The 17,163-nt window shown below is 65.4% G+C and carries 10 protein-coding genes; 6 read left to right on the top strand and 4 right to left on the bottom strand.

All coding sequences use genetic code 11. The features are described 5' to 3' along the window. The first annotated feature begins 18 nt into the window (after window positions 1-18). Both AC3EC3_RS13205 and AC3EC3_RS13200 read left to right on the top strand, forming a co-directional pair. The gene (locus AC3EC3_RS13205) at window positions 19-2,283 is read left to right on the top strand and encodes an NADP-dependent malic enzyme (RefSeq protein ID WP_488490081.1); all 2,265 of its coding nucleotides are present in this window, start codon (window positions 19-21) and stop codon (window positions 2,281-2,283) included. A gap of 135 nt (window positions 2,284-2,418) precedes the next feature. Next, window positions 2,419-3,306 (top strand): hypothetical protein, encoded by an 888-nt coding sequence (locus AC3EC3_RS13200; protein WP_488490080.1) that lies wholly within the window; start codon window positions 2,419-2,421, stop codon window positions 3,304-3,306. 72 nt (window positions 3,307-3,378) lie between these two features. Here the strand turns inward: AC3EC3_RS13200 and trmB are convergent, their stop codons facing one another. The 4 genes from trmB to AC3EC3_RS13180 form a co-directional block, all read right to left on the bottom strand. Further along, window positions 3,379-4,101: a tRNA (guanine(46)-N(7))-methyltransferase TrmB gene (trmB, locus tag AC3EC3_RS13195; protein ID WP_260928701.1), complete on the bottom strand. Its 723-nt coding sequence runs from the start codon at window positions 4,099-4,101 to the stop codon at window positions 3,379-3,381. A gap of 109 nt (window positions 4,102-4,210) precedes the next feature. Further along, window positions 4,211-4,906, bottom strand: a complete 696-nt coding sequence (gene ctrA, locus AC3EC3_RS13190; protein ID WP_260928702.1) for a response regulator transcription factor CtrA — start codon at window positions 4,904-4,906, stop codon at window positions 4,211-4,213. Between the two features lie 145 nt (window positions 4,907-5,051). Next, window positions 5,052-6,452 (bottom strand): putative O-glycosylation ligase, exosortase A system-associated, encoded by a 1,401-nt coding sequence (locus AC3EC3_RS13185; RefSeq protein WP_488490079.1) that lies wholly within the window; start codon window positions 6,450-6,452, stop codon window positions 5,052-5,054. Beyond that, on the bottom strand, window positions 6,445-6,663 hold the full coding sequence (locus tag AC3EC3_RS13180) for a hypothetical protein (protein WP_488490078.1): 219 nt from the start codon (window positions 6,661-6,663) through the stop codon (window positions 6,445-6,447). The genes AC3EC3_RS13185 and AC3EC3_RS13180 overlap by 8 nt, the downstream gene beginning before the upstream one ends. Before the next feature lie 64 nt (window positions 6,664-6,727). Between AC3EC3_RS13180 and AC3EC3_RS13175 the strand changes: the two genes are divergently transcribed. From AC3EC3_RS13175 to AC3EC3_RS13160, 4 genes are all read left to right on the top strand, one after another. Beyond that, on the top strand, window positions 6,728-7,996 hold the full coding sequence (locus AC3EC3_RS13175) for a TIGR04063 family PEP-CTERM/XrtA system glycosyltransferase (protein ID WP_488490077.1): 1,269 nt from the start codon (window positions 6,728-6,730) through the stop codon (window positions 7,994-7,996). A 42-nt stretch (window positions 7,997-8,038) separates the two neighbouring features. Continuing rightward, complete coding sequence (locus tag AC3EC3_RS13170) at window positions 8,039-10,510, top strand: hypothetical protein (protein ID WP_488490076.1); 2,472 nt, start codon at window positions 8,039-8,041, stop codon at window positions 10,508-10,510. A 426-nt stretch (window positions 10,511-10,936) separates the two neighbouring features. Continuing rightward, complete coding sequence (gene gltB, locus AC3EC3_RS13165) at window positions 10,937-15,574, top strand: glutamate synthase large subunit (protein ID WP_488490075.1); 4,638 nt, start codon at window positions 10,937-10,939, stop codon at window positions 15,572-15,574. Between the two features lie 19 nt (window positions 15,575-15,593). Further along, entirely contained in the window at window positions 15,594-17,027 is a 1,434-nt protein-coding gene (locus AC3EC3_RS13160; RefSeq protein WP_488490074.1) for a glutamate synthase subunit beta, read from the top strand. The last annotated feature ends 136 nt before the right edge of the window (window positions 17,028-17,163 follow it).

The raw sequence follows: 17,163 nt of genomic DNA, 5'->3' as shown, positions 1-17,163 counted from the left end.
ACAGCCGGGAGATTACGTTTGTCCGATAAACCCAAGATCCAGTTCACCGAGCGCGAGGCGCTTTTCTATCACAACACGGGCCGCCCCGGTAAGATCGAGATCATCGCCTCCAAGCCGATGGCGACGCAGCGCGATCTCAGCCTCGCCTACTCGCCCGGCGTCGCGGTGCCGGTGCAGGCCATCGCCGACGATCCGCAGGCCGCCTACGACTACACCGCCAAGGGCAACCTCGTCGCGGTGATCTCGAACGGCACGGCAATCCTGGGCATGGGGAACCTGGGTGCGCTGGCCTCCAAGCCGGTGATGGAAGGCAAGTCCGTGCTGTTCAAGCGCTTCGCCGACGTGGACTCGATCGACATCGAGTTGGCCAGCGAAGACACCGACGCGCTGATCGAAGCGATCGCGATGATGGAGCCGAGCTTCGGCGGCATCAACCTTGAGGATATCAAGGCGCCCGAATGCTTCATCATCGAGCAGGCCCTGCGCGAGCGCATGAACATTCCGGTGATGCATGACGACCAGCATGGCACCGCGATCATCGCCGCCGCCGGTCTCATCAACGCCTGCCACCTGACCGGGCGCAAGCTGGAAGAGATCAAGGTCGTGGTGAACGGCGCCGGTGCCTCGGCGCTGGCCTGCACCGCGCTGATCAAGTCGCTGGGCGTGCGCCACGAAAACGTGCTGGTATGCGATACGCGCGGCGTGATCTATCCCGGCCGCGAGCGCGTGGACCAGTTCAAGTCGGCCCATGCCGTCACCACCGACAAGCGCACGCTCACCGAAGCGCTGGTGGGCGCAGACGTGTTCCTCGGCCTCTCAGCCAAGGGCGCGCTGACGCCAGAGATGGTCAAGGCCATGGCGCCCGAACCGATCATCTTCGCGATGGCCAACCCCGACCCGGAAATCACCCCGGACGAGGCCAAGGCGGTGCGCCCCGACGCGATCATCGCCACCGGCCGTTCGGACTATCCGAACCAGGTCAACAACGTGCTCGGCTTCCCCTTCATCTTCCGCGGCGCGCTCGACGTATCGGCCACCGCGATCACCGAAGAGATGAAGATCGCTGCCGCACAGGCCATCGCCGAACTGGCGCGCGAACAGGTGCCCGAGGAAGTCGCGGCAGCCTATGGCGCCACGCAGACCTTCGGGCGTGAGTACATCATCCCTGCGCCGTTTGATCCGCGCCTGATGGAAGTCGTCTCTTCCGCCGTCGCCAAGGCGGCGATGGATTCGGGTGTTGCCCAGCGCCCGATCGAGGACTTCGACGCCTATCGCCACCAGTTGAAGGCCCGCCTCAACCCGACCACCTCGGCGCTGACCAAGGTCTATGCCGAAGTGAAGGCCAATCCGCAGCGGATGATCTTCGCCGAAGCGGAGGACGAAGTGGTGCTGCGCGCCGCGATCCAGTATCGCGAGTTCGGCTATGGCGAGCCGGTTCTCGTCGGTCGCACCCAGGCGATCCACGAGACGATGGCGAACCTGGGCGTCCACGATCCCGAGAGCTACCAGATCGAGAATTCCGCCGTCTCGCCGCATGTCGGCCCGATGGTGGAGATGCTCTACAAACGTCTGGAGCGTCGCGGCTTCCTGCAGCGCGATGTGGTGCGCATGGTCAACACCGATCGCAACGTCTTCGCCTCGGGCCTGCTCAAGCTGGGCGTCGGCGATGCGATGGTGACGGGCGTGACGCGCCCCTTCGCGCAGTCGATGAAGGAAATCCGCCGCGTGCTCGACCCGGCCAGCGGCAAGCTGCCGTTCGGCATCCACATGATGGTGGGCAAGAACCACACGGTGTTCATGGCCGACACCACCATCAACGAGCGTCCGAGCGCCGAGGAACTGGTGGTCATCGCACAGGAGACCGCCGCCGTGGCGCGTCGTCTCGGCCATGAACCGCGCGTCGCGTTCCTGAGCTATGCGACTTTCGGCAATCCTTCGGGCAAGTGGCTCGATGCCACTCGCGATGCCGTCCACCTGCTCGACGGGATGGGCGATGTCGGCTTCGAGTACGAAGGCGAGATGGCCCCCGATGCCGCGCTCAATCCCAAGGTCATGGCACAGTATCCGTTCTGCCGCCTGAGCGGCCCGGCCAACGTGCTGATCATGCCCGGCCTGCAGTCGGCCAACATCTCGGCCAAGCTGCTGCGCGAGATCGGCGGGACCACCACCATCGGCCCGATGCTGATCGGCATGGAAAAGCCGGTGCAGGTGCTGCCGATGACCGCTGCGGTGCCCGACGTGCTGACCAGCGCGGTGCTGGCGGCGGCAGGCGTGCTGGGCTGAGCGACTGCACCTCGATGAACACGGGAGGGTCGGCGGCAACGCCGGCCCTCTTGCGTTCTACCGAACATGACGAAATTTTAATCGGCATTCCGGTCGTTTGCGTGCATCCTGCATTGCTCGATCCGGAGGAACCTGATGCCGAGCCTCAAGTTGCCGCACATCCTCGCCCTGACGATGGTTGTGGCGTGGTGGCCATCATGCACCGTCGCAGCCGAACCGGCATCCGGCAGCGATATCGTCGTGACCGGCGGCGCCTATCCCGATCGTGACCGGATCGTCAGCCTCTCGCACGCGGTGACGGCCAGGGCAGACTACCGCGATCCGCTGGCGCGCTTCGCCGATCCGGTGTGCTTCCTGTCGGCAGGTTTGCCACAGGACATGCTCGTCACCATCGCAAATCGCATGGTCGACGATGCCAAGGACGCCGGGATCGTGCTCGCGGGGAAGGACTGCCAGCCAAACGTCGCCGTGCTCTTCGTCGATCACGGGGCGACCGATCTGAAAGGCCTGCGCCTTCACGGCAGCCGCCTGTTCGGCAATCTCAAGCCTGAAGACATCCGCGCGATCGTCCGCGAGCCCGGCCCGGTCCACACCTGGTGGATCACGCAGGTGCGCAGCAGCGACGGCAAGCCGCTTCAGCCCGGCTCGGCCACCGATCCGGCAATGCTCTCGATCCAGACCAATTCGCGCCTGCGCGCCGAAACCAAGCGGGAGGTGCAGTACGCCGTGATCCTGATCGACCGCGAGGCGCTGGTGGGGCTGGGCATCGACCAGATCGCCGACTATGCCGCGATGCGCGTGCTGGGCGGGGCCAGACCGCCGGTATCCGAACAGGATGGCACGATCCTGACGCTGTTCCAGCCGGGCACTACGCCACCCGGCGCGATGACCCCGTTCGACCGCAGCTATCTCAAAGCCTTCTACAGCGGCGCTGCCGATCTGAAGGCCGCCAGCAAGACGAACCAGATCGCCACCTCGATCCAGCGCGACGCCCGCAAGAGCGCCCGCGCCAAGGCCGATTGAGCCCAAAGCCCGTGTGGCGCTTGAACATGTCCAAGGCGTGATGCGTCAGCATCTCAGCGCCTTGGTATAAGTTCAGTCCGCCTTGCGGCGATAGCGGAAGTACCAGACCTCGTGCCCGTAGACGGTGCGGGCCTTGTGCTCGTAGCGCGTTTCCGGCCAGCCGCCGGGGCGGACCTGGAAGTCGCCGGGCTTTTCGCACAGCCAGTCGAACTGGTGGGTGTGGCGCTGCATCACCATCAGTGCGTGACGCACGTAGATCGCGTGATCGGTGCCGAAGCGGAATTCGCCGCCGGGCTTGAGCTTGGCCGCGATCATGTCGACCGGGCCGTCGTTCATCATCCGGCGCTTGGCGTGGCGGGCCTTGGGCCAGGGATCGGGGTGCAGCAGGTACACGAACGAGAGCGAGCCGTCGGGAATGCGCGCCAGCACTTCCAGCGCATCGCCGTGATGGATGCGCACGTTGGGGATCGGCGCGTGTTCGCCGTTATCGCCCGAGACATGCAGCAGCGCCTGCGCCACGCCGTTGACGAAGGGCTCGGCACCGATGAAGCCGTGATCGGGCAGCATGTCGGCGCGGTAGGCCATATGCTCGCCGCCGCCGAAGCCGATCTCGAAATGAAGCGGGCGATCGTCGCCGAACAACCCCGCCGACGTCACCTCGCCTTCGAGCGGAACCGCGATCTGCGGCAGGAGATTGTCGACCAGCCCCTGCTGGCCCGCGCGCAAGGGCTTGCCCTTGGAGCGGCCGTAGAGGCGGTTGAGAGTCGTGGGATCGCCGGATTTATGTGCCGTCATGGCGCGCGCCCCTGACAGCAAGCCGCCGCGCGGTCAATCGTCCAGATACGAAAACGGCCCGCCTGCAAGGCGAGCCGCGTTTCGTTTCCGTAACAGGAGGCCTGAAAGATCAGGCCGCCTCGACCACTTCTTCGGGATCGCGCAGCACGTAGCCACGGCCCCACACGGTCTCGATGTAGTTCGATCCGCCGCAGGCATGCGCCAGCTTCTTGCGCAGCTTGCAGATGAACACGTCGATGATCTTGAGTTCAGGCTCGTCCATCCCGCCGTAGAGGTGGTTGAGGAACATTTCCTTGGTCAGCGTGGTGCCCTTGCGCAGCGAGAGCAGCTCCAGCATCGCGTATTCCTTGCCGGTCAGGTGCACGCGGGCGGTATCGACCTCGACCGTCTTGGCGTCGAGGTTGACGATCAGCTTGCCGGTGCGGATGACCGACTGCGAATGGCCCTTCGAGCGGCGCACCACAGCGTGAATACGGGCGATCAGCTCTTCGCGGTGGAAGGGCTTGGTCACGTAATCGTCGGCGCCGAAGCCGAACGAGCGCACCTTGCTGTCCATTTCCGAAATGCCGCTAAGGATCAGCACCGGGGTCTGCACCTTGGCGACGCGCAATTTCTTGAGCACGTCGTAACCATGCATGTCGGGCAGGTTCAGGTCGAGCAGGATGATGTCGTAATCATACAGCTTGCCCAGATCGAGGCCTTCCTCGCCCAGATCCGTCGAATAGACATTGAATCCTTCCGCCGTCAGCATGAGCTCGATCGCCCGTGCGGTGGTCGGTTCGTCCTCGATCAACAGCACTCGCATTTGGGTGGTCCCCTTCTTCGCCCTTTGGCCGCACGGCGCCGGTAGCGCACATCGCTTCGTGCCAAGTATTAACCATAGGAGGAATGAACGATAAAGGTTAATTTGCCGTAAATGCGAGAGACCGAACGCCTCTCGGCGTTAACCTTTAGGGGGTTTCCCGTGCGACTTTCATCGATGCAAGAGCAGCCGGGCGGCTTGCAAGCTCCGGATTCCGGCGATTCGCGTGAACTTGCCGGGCCGGAAGACCGATCCGCTTGAGATAGCTCCACAAACCGCACTGGATGCCGATCAGCATCAGGATAAAGGGCTGGAACGCGATTCCCACGAAGAGCGAACCGATCATATAGACCACATGCGCAAGCTGGAGGGATACCGCCAGCGGCCCCACCCACGAGTCGTCCGGCCCGCCATGCCTCGTCCAGCGGCGGCGAATCATCTCCATCTGGACGATGCCCGAGATCTGGAGGAGTATCCACAGCGCGAAACCGGGGAAGCCCTGTTCGCCCAGCATCTCGAAGTAGCTGGAATGGAATGCGCGCCCCTGTTCGACCACCGGGGTATAGGTCATCGTGGTCACGCCGCCGGTCGTATCGGCCACCACGGTATCGTAAGCAACCTTGCTGGACAGATAGACCTCGAAACCACCGCCCAGCGGGTGCTGTTTCACATAGCCCCAGGTCCATTTCCACACGCCCAGGCGGGTACTGGCCGACTGGTCGGCCTGGTGATCCTCGATCGTGTTCATGCGTGCGAGATACGACTGCGGCAGGAACGGCACCGCGATCATGCAGGCCAGCGCCATGCCGGCGCCGATCAGTACGCGGTGCTTGGCGGTGCGCAGATAGAAGACGCACAGGATGCCCAGACAGACAAGGCCGGTGCGCGCCTGCGTGCCCACCGGGATCAGTGCGCAGGCAAAGATCAGTCCCGCCACATAGACCCAGACCAGCGGCGTCTTGGGCATGATCGTGCCGTGCTTCGCCAGCCAGATCACCAGCGGAATGATCGCCACGGCCACGCACGACAGGATCGAGCCCTCGAACAGGCCGGTGTTGCTCTCGATGAAGATATGCAGTTCGCCGTAGCCGCCACCGCCGCCCACGGTCTTGAGGCCGCCGTCGACGATCAGTGCGCTGGCCGCCAGCACCATCGTCAGGGCCGCAGCCTCGATTCGCAGCCGCGTGCGCAGCGTCAGCGGCAGGAAGATCGCGAAGACCAGCGCCTTCCACACCCAGGCCCACTTCTCCAGCGCTTCTGCCGGGTAGTCCGCACGCAGCGTGCTGACCGCGCAATAGGCCAGCAGCAGCACCATCAGCCCCTGCCGGAAGGTGAAGCGCGAATCGCGCTTGTCGTCGAAGGCCAGCCAGCCGCCGAACGCCGCCACGAACGTCAGCAGCGAGATCGGGATATGGCTGAGGAAGCCCCAGGTCAGCAGCTGCGGCTGAACGATATCGACATAAAGATAGCACAGCACCCACAGGAACGGGCGCTGGAAGCCGACGATCAGGAAGCAGGCGAGGAACCCGGTGAGCGCGAGGTTAAGCATCCTGTTCGGCAGCCCCGCCCTCGCCCTGACCACCGGGCCAGACCACGCCGCGACGCACGGGCTGACGTGCCGAAACCGGTGCCCCGGCTTCCACATCATCGCGCTCCGTGCGAACGGTCGATTCCACATCGAGATCGCCCCGGCGCAGCAGTTGCCACAAGGCAAAGGCCAGCAGCGCGTGGCTGAGGGAAAGTGCGAGGAGATCGACCATGGCTGTTTCTCCTAATAGCCATGGGTTGATCGGGCGTTAAGCGTTCTGCGATAGGTGTGCCCTCATGACCCGCATCCTGCACGTCCTCGACCATTCGTTGCCGATCCACAGCGGCTACACCTTTCGCACCCGCTCGATCCTGAAAGCGCAGCAGGGCCTGGGCTACGAGGTGCGCGGCGTCACCGGGCCGCGCCAGAGCGCCTCGGGCGCGGACTTCAAGGTGAACAACGAGGCCGATGGCGAGCTTCAGGAAGGCCTGATCTTCCATCGCACGCCCGGCACCGTGTCCGGCCCGCCCGGCCTTCGCGAATGGCGCGAGATCGCCCTGTTCGCGCAAGGCATCGAGGCTGCTGTGGCCAAGTGGAAGCCCGATATCCTCCACGCCCACTCGCCTGCGCTGTGCGGCCACGCTGCTTTGAAGGTAGCCCGTCGCCACGGGATTCCGCTGGTCTACGAGATCCGCGCCTTCTGGGAAGATGCCGCCGTCGGCAACGGCACCGGACGCGAAGGCTCGCTCAAGTACCGCCTCACCCGCTGGCTGGAGGATCGCGTCGTGAAGCAGGCCGATGCCGTCGTCACCATCTGCGCAGGGCTGCGCGACGATCTGATCGCGCGCGGCAACGATCCGGCGCGAATCAGCATCTCGCCCAACGGCGTCGATCTCTCGCTGTTCGGCGACCCGGCGCCGCGCGACGAGGTGCTGGCGCGTGACCTCGGCTTCGTGAAGGCCAACGGCTCATCCTGTCCGGTGATCGGCTTCATCGGCAGCTTCTACGATTACGAAGGCCTCGACGATCTGATTGCGGCGATGCCCGCATTGCTTGCCCGCCAGCCCGATGCGCGCCTGCTGATGGTCGGCGGCGGCCCGCGTGCCGAGGCCTTGCGCGCGCAGGCCGAAGCCTCCAGCGCGGCCCATGCGATCCGCTTCATCGGCCGGGTGCCGCATCACGAGGTGGAGCGCTATTATGCGCTGTGCGACGTCATGGCCTATCCGCGCAAACGCAGCCGCCTGACCGATCTCGTCACCCCTCTCAAGCCGCTGGAAGCCATGGCGCAGGACAAGATCGTCGCCGCCAGCGATGTCGGCGGCCATCGCGAACTCGTCACCGATGGCGTGACCGGCGCGCTGTTCGCCGCCGACAATCCGGCGGCCACGGCAGCCACGTTAGCTGACCTGCTCGAACAGCGCGACCGCTGGCCCGCCCTGCGTGCCGCCGGGCATCGGCATGTTGCCGAAGCGCACGACTGGGCACGCAACGTTCGGCGTTATCAAACAGTTTACCAAAACATTCTTACAAGCGATGCTCACGCAGAGCCGAATGTGACCATCTGAAGGACGCATCCGATTCGCGACCACTGAACGGGAAACATAATCGTGGCGGATTCCACAGGCAATTCCTCGGGGCGCAATTCCTCGGGCACAAGCCAGCCCAACGGCCAGCCCATCACCCGGCACCCGCTGTTTCCGGCGATCGTCGCCCTGTGGTGCGCAGCCGCCTTCGGCGTGGGCAGTCTGGTGCTGCCGGTCACGGTGGTGGAGCACGCAGTCTTGGCGACCCATCTCGACACGGTGATTCCGAAGGCCGCGCCGCCGCTCGGTGCCACCGCCCGCATTCTGGTAGCTCTGGGGCTGACCTGCCTCGGCGGCCTGATCGGGTTCGTGCTGGCGCGCCGCATCGTGCCGCCGGTGGTTGCCACGCCGGGCCGTCGTCCCTTGTCCCGTCGCGGACAGGCGACTGCCGCCGCCAACGAGGTTCTGCCCGAATCGTTCTTCGACGAGCCCGCGATCGAGGGGGATTTCTCCGAATCCGCTGCCGATGAGATCAGCCGCCCCGCCTTCGCGCCGCCGCTCGACATGCCGGTCCAGCGCCGTCGCCGCGCGCTTGCGCTCAGCGATATCGAACCTGTGGCAGAGCCGATGCAGAACGAAGACGTGCCTGCCGCGCCTTTCTTCCAGCATGAAACCGAAAGCACGGTTGAAACCGCGCCATTTGAAGCGCTCGAAGAAACCGCGCCTCATACGGAAGAGGTCGAAGCCGAATCCCACTTCGTCTCGGTCCATGACGATCACATCATCGTCAGCGACGATTTCCAGAGCGAAGCCCATGCGCTGACCGCTTTCGATGCCCACCATCCCGAAGACCTGCCCGCGCCGATCACCATCGGTCGCGAGGATGCGGCTTTCGACGATGACATGCTGGGCGAACATCGCGTCGACACCTCCGGCGCCAATCCGTTCCAGATCTTCACCGCCAGCGCCATGGCAACGCCGATCGAACCGTTCGAGGCCCCCGGCGCATCCCTGCATGCCGATTTCTCGCCCGTCGAACCCGAAGTCGAAGCCGAACCCGCACCGGAACAGGCAACGGCGGACCACGGGCCGGCAGCACCCGAGATGACCGAACATCGCGAGACCAACCGCCTGTTCGCCAGCTTCGTCACCGCGGGAGCTCCCCCCGCGGCGGAAAGCATCGCCCTGCCGCCCGAACCGGAAGCAGGCTTCTCGCTGCTGCCCGGCGCGGACGAGGATGCCGACCGCTTCGTTGTCCCTCCGTTCACCTTGCCGACCGAGGAACTGGCGAACGAAAACCGCGTGAACGAAAATGCCCACGCAAAGGGCGACCTGTCGGAACACCACGATGGCGCGCCTGTCGATCCGTTTGCCGCCGATATCGTGCCGGCCCCTGCTTTTGCCGCCCCCACTGTTGCAGGTAGCGCCGCCACGCGCATCGCCGCCAGCGATCTCGATGACCTTTCGCCGGTCGAACTGCTCGAACGCCTCGCCATGGCGATGGATGAGCAGCGCAAGGCGCAAGCCCAGGCCCGCGTCGCCGAGGCGGCTGCAGCCCGTCTCGCACCGGTGCAATCCACGCCGCAGCCTGCCCCGCCCGTCATGCAGATCGTGACGGCATTCGTCCCTCCGCCAGTGGCACCGGTCGCGCCGCAATCCGAACCGACCCCACCGGAAGCCGATTTCCACGTCAGCACCCAGCGCATCGAACCGGCATCTTCGAGCGACTTCACCCGCCCCGGCTTCGTCAGCTATCCGTCGAACACCTCGGCCTGGCATGCCGAGGAGGAGAGCGGTGCCGAGGCTGTTGCCCCCGAATGGCACGCTGCGGAAACCACCCCGGCTTCTCCGTCCCCGGCCTTTCCCGCCCCAGTCTCTCACTTTGCGGTCGAGCAGCGCGACGATGAACCGCAGGCGCCCGTCTTCGCCGGCGATGCTCCTATGCCGATCACCCGTATTCCCACGGCACTGCGTCCGGTCACTCTCGACCCCATCGAGGAGACAGGGCAGGACGACGAGGCTACGCCGCTCGCAAGCTTTCCGCCGCTCCACTCGGTTCCATCCGAATGGCCGCACACCGCCTCTCTCGCTGGCACCGGCCTCACCGAGGATATGTCTCCCGCACCATTCGGCATGCCCCATGCCATGACCGGGCAGATGGCCGAGGGAACGGCGCCAGAAAGCCACGAGGCGGAAGACGCGGTTCTGGAGGACGGCTACTCCTCGCTTCTCAACCTCTCGCGCCCTGCGCGTGCTCCCCGCGCGTTCGTGCGGATCGAAGACAGCGAAACGGAGGCGCTGGAGCCCCTGCCCGCAGTCGTTTTTCCCGGCCATGAGCAGCCTTCGAAACCGGCGCCTTTCGAGGGACCGTTTGAACCGGTTCATTCGGGTGAACCTGACGAAGCGCTCTCGACAACGCCTCCGGCAGCCTCGACACCACGCCCGTTCGATGCCCCGCGCACGCTCGGCGCCGGCGGTCATGCCGACCCGGAAGAGACCGAACGCGCCCTGCGCGCCGCGCTCGCTACGCTCCAGCGGATGAGCGGCACGGCCTGATACGCGTCATTGGCCGCTGATCCCGTAAGAGTCTGTCTGGAAAATGCCGTAAAGGGCATTTTCGTAGCGGCACCGGCCCACGCCCCCACCCTACCACCCAACGGTAGTATCCTGCGGGTGGTAGGGTGGGGGCCCAAAAGCAAAATGGGGCCGGTGCCGCGAAATTCGCATTTCGCGAATTTCCAAACGGTTTCCAAGACGGCATCGGCGGCCATTAAACGCGCATCACTCGCAACAAAATGACTTCTTGAAGTCCGAATAGCAAATTTTCTGACGCGACATTTGCCTTCCTAGTTGCAAATTCGCCCGTCTGTCGTCATGGGGGCCGCAGGACCCACCTCTTCGCAGATCGCAGATGCACGATTCGTGCATATCGATGCGATGAGCGGTGGTCCCCCGACAAAACTGACAGGACGGATACTATCGATGGGATTTCCTGAACCCCAAGGCCTTTACGATGCGCGCAATGAACACGATGCCTGCGGTGTGGGCTTCGTCGCCCATATCAAGGGCCAGAAAAGCCACGCGATCATTAGTCAGGCCCTGGAGATTCTGAAAAACATCGACCACCGCGGTGCGGTGGGCGCAGACCCACTGCTGGGTGACGGCGCGGGCATCCTGATCCAGATCCCCGACCAGCTCTATCGTGGCTGGGCCGAGGGCGCGGGTATCGAACTGCCGCAGCCGGGCCACTACGGCGTTGCCATGTGCTTCCTGCCGCAGGACGAGGCCGCACGCGACTTCGTGGTCTCGGCCTTCGAGAAATTCGTGAAGAAGGAAGGGCAGATCCTCCTCGGCTGGCGCGACGTGCCGCTGACGCTGGACGGCCTTGGCAAGACCGTGCTCGAATCGATGCCGGTTATCCGCCAGTGCTTCGTCGGCCGCGGCGACAACTGCGCCGATCAGGACGCGTTCGAACGCAAGATCCTGGCGATCCGCAAGCAGACCCAGAACCCGCTCGAAGCGCTTTCGGTGAAGCATGACCTGCCCGGCCTGACCGAGCTGTACATGCCCAGCTTCTCCAGCCGCACCGTGGTCTACAAGGGCCTGCTGCTGGCGACGCAGGTCGGCTCGTTCTACGACGACCTGCGCGATCCCGCGTGCGTTTCGGCGCTCGGCCTCGTGCACCAGCGCTTCTCGACCAACACCTTCCCCAGCTGGAAGCTGGCCCACCCGTACCGCTTCATGGCGCACAACGGCGAGATCAACACGGTTCGCGGCAACGTGAACTGGATGAACGCCCGCCGCCGCACCATGGAAAGCGAGCTGCTCGGCGCCGATCTCGACAAGATGTGGCCGATCATCCCGCACGGCCAGTCGGACACCGCCTGCCTCGATAACGCGCTGGAGCTGCTGCTGGCCGGTGGCTACAGCCTCGTCCACGCGATGATGATGCTCATCCCCGAGGCCTGGGCCGGCGATCCGCTGATGGATGCCGAGCGCCGCGCGTTCTATGAATATCACGCCGCGCTGATGGAGCCGTGGGACGGCCCCGCCGCCGTCGCCTTCACCGATGGCCGCCAGATCGGCGCCACGCTGGACCGCAACGGCCTGCGCCCCGCGCGCTTCCTCGTGACCGACGACGACATCTGCGTGATGGCTTCCGAAAGCGGCGTCCTGCCGATCAAGGAAGACAACATCGTGCGCAAGTGGCGCCTCCAGCCCGGCAAGATGCTGCTGATCGACTTCGAGGAAGGTCGCATCATCGAGGACGGCGAGATCAAGGCCAAGCTGGCCAAGGAAGAGCCTTACGAGAAGTGGCTGCAGCAGGCGCAGTACAAGCTGGCCGACCTCGACGTGATCGAGCCGGAACTGGCCGAACTGCCCAACCCCACCGGCACGCTGCTCGATCGCCAGCAGGCGTTCGGCTACACACAGGAAGACACCCAGCGCTTCCTCGAGCCGATGGCCGTCAATGCCGACGATCCGCTCGGCTCGATGGGCACGGACACGCCGATCCCGGTGCTGTCGAACAAGTCGCGCCTGCTCTACGACTACTTCAAGCAGAACTTCGCGCAGGTCACGAACCCGCCGATCGACCCGATCCGCGAGGAACTGGTGATGAGCCTGGTCTCGATGATCGGCCCGCGCCCGAACCTGCTCGGCCATGACGCGGGCACGCACAAGCGCCTCGAAGTCGCCCAGCCGATCCTGACGGACACCGGCCTTGCCAAGATCCGCTCGGTCGAGGCCGCGCTCGACGGTGCCTTCCGCACCGGCACGATCGACATGACCTGGGACGCCGCGACCGGGGCCGATGGTCTCGAAATGGCGATCAAGGAAATGTGCTGGGCCGCGACCGAAGCGGTGCTGGCAGACAAGAACATCCTGATCCTGTCCGACCGCGCCGTCGGCCCGGACCGCATCGCCATGCCCGCACTGCTGGCGACCGCTGCCGTTCACCAGCACCTCGTCCGTCAGGGTCTGCGCATGCAGACCGGCCTGGTGGTCGAGACCGGCGAGGCTCGCGAAGTGCACCACTTCTGCGCGCTGGCGGGCTTCGGCGCCGAAGCGATCAACCCCTACCTCGCCTTCGAGACCATCGAGGCAATCCGGGTGCGCAAAAACCTGCCCGTTTCGGCGGAGCAGGCGGCGAAGAACTACATCTACGCCATCGGCAAGGGCATCCGTAAGGTCATGTCCAAGATGGGCATCTCGACCTACCAGTCGTACTGCGGCGCGCAGATCTTCGACGCGGTGGGCCTGTCGACCGCCTTCGTGAACGCCTACTTCAGCGGCACCGCGACCTCTATCGAGGGTGCGGGTCTGGCCGAGATCGCGGAAGAGACCGTGCGTCGCCACACGGCGGCGTACAGCGACAACCCGATCTACGCCAACATGCTCGACGTCGGCGGCATCTACGGCGCGCGTGTGCGCGGCGAGGAACACGCCTGGACCAGCACGAACATCGGCCTGCTCCAGCACGCCGTGCGCGGCAACGTGCCCGAAAAGTACCGCGAATTCGCGCAGACCATCAACGACCAGTCGGAGCGCATGCTCACGATCCGTGGCCTGATGGACTTCGTGCCCGGCCAGTCGGTTCCGCTCGACGAGGTCGAGACGGCGGCCGATATCGTCAAGCGCTTCGCCACCGGCGCGATGAGCTACGGCTCGATCTCGTGGGAGGCGCACACCACGCTGGCGCTGGCGATGAACCGCATCGGTGGCAAGTCGAACACCGGCGAAGGCGGAGAGGACCCTGTCCGCTTTACGCCGCTGGAAAACGGCGATTCGATGCGCTCGTCGATCAAGCAGGTCGCGTCGGGCCGCTTCGGCGTCACCACCGAGTACCTCGTCAATGCCGACGACATCCAGATCAAGATGGCGCAGGGCGCAAAGCCCGGCGAAGGCGGCCAGCTGCCGGGTGACAAGGTGGACAAGACCATCGGCAAGACCCGTCACTCGACGCCGGGCGTCGGCCTGATCTCGCCGCCGCCGCACCACGACATCTACTCGATCGAGGATCTCGCGCAGCTCATTCACGATCTCAAGAACGTGAACCCGACCAGCCGCGTCTCGGTCAAGCTGGTGTCCGAAGTGGGCGTGGGCACGGTCGCGGCGGGCGTCTCGAAGGCGCGCGCGGACCACATCACCGTCTCGGGCTACGAGGGCGGCACCGGCGCTTCGCCGCTGACCTCGCTGACGCACGCGGGTTCGCCTTGGGAAATCGGTCTGGCCGAAACCCAGCAGACGCTGCTGCTCAACAACCTGCGCAGCCGCGTGGCGGTGCAGGCCGACGGCGGCCTGCGCACCGGGCGTGACGTGGCGATTGCCGCGCTGCTCGGCGCCGACGAGTTCGGTTTCGCCACCGCGCCGCTGATCGCCGCGGGCTGCATCATGATGCGCAAGTGCCACCTCAACACCTGCCCGGTCGGCGTCGCAACGCAAGACCCGGTGCTGCGTTCGCGCTTCACCGGCCAGCCCGAGCACGTGGTGAACTACTTCTTCTTCGTCGCCGAAGAGCTGCGCGCGATCATGGCCGAGCTGGGCTTCCGCACCATCGCCGAGATGGTGGGTCGCGTCGATCGCCTGAACATGAAGAAGGCGATCTCGCACTGGAAGGCCAAGGGCGTCGATCTCTCCAAGGTGCTCTATCAGGCACCGCTGGGTGACGGCCCCTCGCTCAACTGGAGCGAGACGCAGGACCACGGCCTCGAACTCGCGCTCGACAACGATCTCATCGCCGCCGCTTCGGCTGCGCTGGAAAACCGCGAGGCAGTTCGCATCGAGCGTCCGATCATCAACGTCAACCGCACGGTCGGCGCGATGCTCTCGGGCGAAGTCGCCAAGCGCTATGGCCATGCGGGTCTGCCCGACAACACCATCAGCGTGAAGCTGACGGGCGTTGCCGGACAGAGCTTCGGCGCCTGGCTGGCCCACGGCGTCACCCTCGACCTGACCGGCGATGCCAACGACTATGTCGGCAAGGGCCTGTCGGGCGGCCGCGTGATCGTGCGCCAGCCCGGCCACGTCGATCGCGAGCCGACCGAGAACATCATCGTCGGCAACACCGTGCTCTACGGCGCAGTGAGCGGCGAGGCGTTCTTCAACGGCGTGGGCGGCGAGCGTTTCGCGGTCCGCAACTCGGGCGCCATCGCGGTGGTCGAAGGCTGCGGCGATCACGGCTGCGAATACATGACCGGCGGCACCGTGGTGGTGCTCGGCCGCACCGGGCGCAACTTCGCGGCCGGCATGTCGGGCGGCGTCGCCTACGTCTATGACGAGGACGGCCTGTTCGCGAAGCTGTGCAACACCTCGATGGTCGATCTGCTGCCGATCTCGGCAGAAGCCGACGAGGACGAGGGTGCCGGTCGTCCGCAGCAGCGCACCAACGGCGTCACCGACCTCGGCATGGGCGACATGCTGCGCCACGACGCCGAACGCCTCAAGATCCTGCTCGAACGCCACCACCTGCATTCCGGCTCGAAGCGCGCCCGCGCGCTCCTCGACGACTGGGGCAATGCTCTGGGCAAGTTCATCAAGGTCATGCCGCGCGACTATGCGAAGGCCCTGCGCCAGCAGGAGGCCGAACGCCTCGAAGCCGCCTCGGTCGCAGCAGAATAAGATTTAGGAAGACAAGACTATGGGCAAGGAAACCGGCTTCCTCGAACTCGACCGCCAGGACCGCACGTACGGTCCGGTCGAGGGTCGTCTCAAGAACTACAAGGAGTTCGTCGTTCCGCTTCCTGCGGAGACGCTCAAGGCGCAGGCCTCGCGCTGCATGAACTGCGGCGTGCCGCACTGCCACACGGGCTGCCCCGTGAACAACATCATCCCGGACTGGAACCACCTGGTCTACGAGGATGACTTCCGCAGCGCGCTGGAAGTGCTCCACTCGACCAACAACTTCCCCGAGTTCACTGGCCGCATCTGCCCCGCCCCGTGCGAGGCGGCCTGCACGCTGAACATCATCGACCAGCCCGTGACCATCAAGTCGGTGGAATGCGCCATTGTCGACAAGGGCTGGCAGGAAGGCTGGATCACGCCGCGCCCCGCCACCAAGAAGACCGGCAAGTCGGTGGCCGTGGTCGGCTCGGGCCCGGCAGGCCTCGCCTGCGCGCAGCAGCTGGCACGCGCCGGCCACTCGGTGACGGTGTTCGAGAAGAACGATCGCGTCGGCGGGCTGATGCGCTACGGCATCCCCGACTTCAAGATGGAGAAGCACCTCATCAACCGCCGCATGGTGCAGATGATGGCCGAAGGCGTGGAGTTCCGCACCTCGGTCGAAGTCGGCGTCTCGGTGTCGGTGGCCTCGCTCAAGGAAAACTTCGACGCGGTGGTGTTCTCGGGCGGTGCGGAAGATCCGCGCCCGCTCAACATCCCCGGCTTCGAGCTGCCCGGCGTGCGCTTCGCGATGGAGTTCCTGACCCAGCAGAACAAGCGCAACGCGGGCGACGACGAAGTGCGCGCCGCGCCGCGCGGTTCGCTGACCGCCACCGGCAAGCACGTCATCGTCATCGGCGGTGGCGACACCGGCTCGGACTGCGTGGGCACCTCGAACCGTCAGGGCGCCGCTTCGGTGACGCAGCTGGAAATCATGCCCAAGCCGCCGCTGCACGAGAACAAGGCGATGAGCTGGCCGTTCTGGCCGCTCAAGCTGCGCACCTCGTCGAGCCACGAGGAAGGCGCCGAGCGTGACTGGGCCGTGCTGACCAAGCGCGTGCTGGGCGACAACGACGTCACCGGCCTCGAATGCGTCCGCGTCGAGTGGAAGGACGGCAAGATGGTCGAGGTCGAGGGCAGCGAGTTCACGCTCAAGGCCGACCTCATCTTCCTCGCCATGGGCTTCGTCGGCCCCCGCAAGGCCGGGATGATCGACCAGTCGGGCGTCGCGCTCGATGCGCGCGGCAACGTCAAGGCCGACACCAACGACTATCGCACCAGCGACGACAAGATCTGGTCCTGTGGCGACATGCGCCGGGGCCAGTCGCTGGTGGTCTGGGCGATCCGCGAAGGCCGCCAGTGCGCCCGCGCGGTCGACGAGGCGCTGGTCGGCGCGAGCGAACTACCGCGCTGATCCTTACCGATACCGGATTAAAAGAAGGGCGTGCCTAACGGCGCGCCCTTTTTCGTAGGACCTTATCGCTTCCCCGGTCCGTTCGTGTCGAGCGCAGTCGAGACACCCCGCGCTACCGTGTCTCGACTGCGCTCGA

This window comes from Novosphingobium sp. BAM6 (genome assembly GCF_057784955.1).
Note: the sequence above shows the minus strand (reverse complement) of the source record. Positions and strands in the feature narration are given on the sequence as shown.

Excerpts from the sequence above, each read along its gene's own strand:
- AC3EC3_RS13200 (WP_488490080.1), top strand. The coding sequence starts at position 2,419 with ATGCCGAGCCTCAAGTTGCCGCACATCCTCGCCCTGACGATGGTTGTG.
- ctrA (WP_260928702.1), bottom strand. The coding sequence starts at position 4,906 with ATGCGAGTGCTGTTGATCGAGGACGAACCGACCACCGCACGGGCGATC.
- AC3EC3_RS13185 (WP_488490079.1), bottom strand. The coding sequence starts at position 6,452 with ATGCTTAACCTCGCGCTCACCGGGTTCCTCGCCTGCTTCCTGATCGTC.
- AC3EC3_RS13175 (WP_488490077.1), top strand. The coding sequence starts at position 6,728 with ATGACCCGCATCCTGCACGTCCTCGACCATTCGTTGCCGATCCACAGC.
- AC3EC3_RS13160 (WP_488490074.1), top strand. The coding sequence starts at position 15,594 with ATGGGCAAGGAAACCGGCTTCCTCGAACTCGACCGCCAGGACCGCACG.
- trmB (WP_260928701.1), bottom strand. The coding sequence starts at position 4,101 with ATGACGGCACATAAATCCGGCGATCCCACGACTCTCAACCGCCTCTAC.
- AC3EC3_RS13180 (WP_488490078.1), bottom strand. The coding sequence starts at position 6,663 with ATGGTCGATCTCCTCGCACTTTCCCTCAGCCACGCGCTGCTGGCCTTT.
- gltB (WP_488490075.1), top strand. The coding sequence starts at position 10,937 with ATGGGATTTCCTGAACCCCAAGGCCTTTACGATGCGCGCAATGAACAC.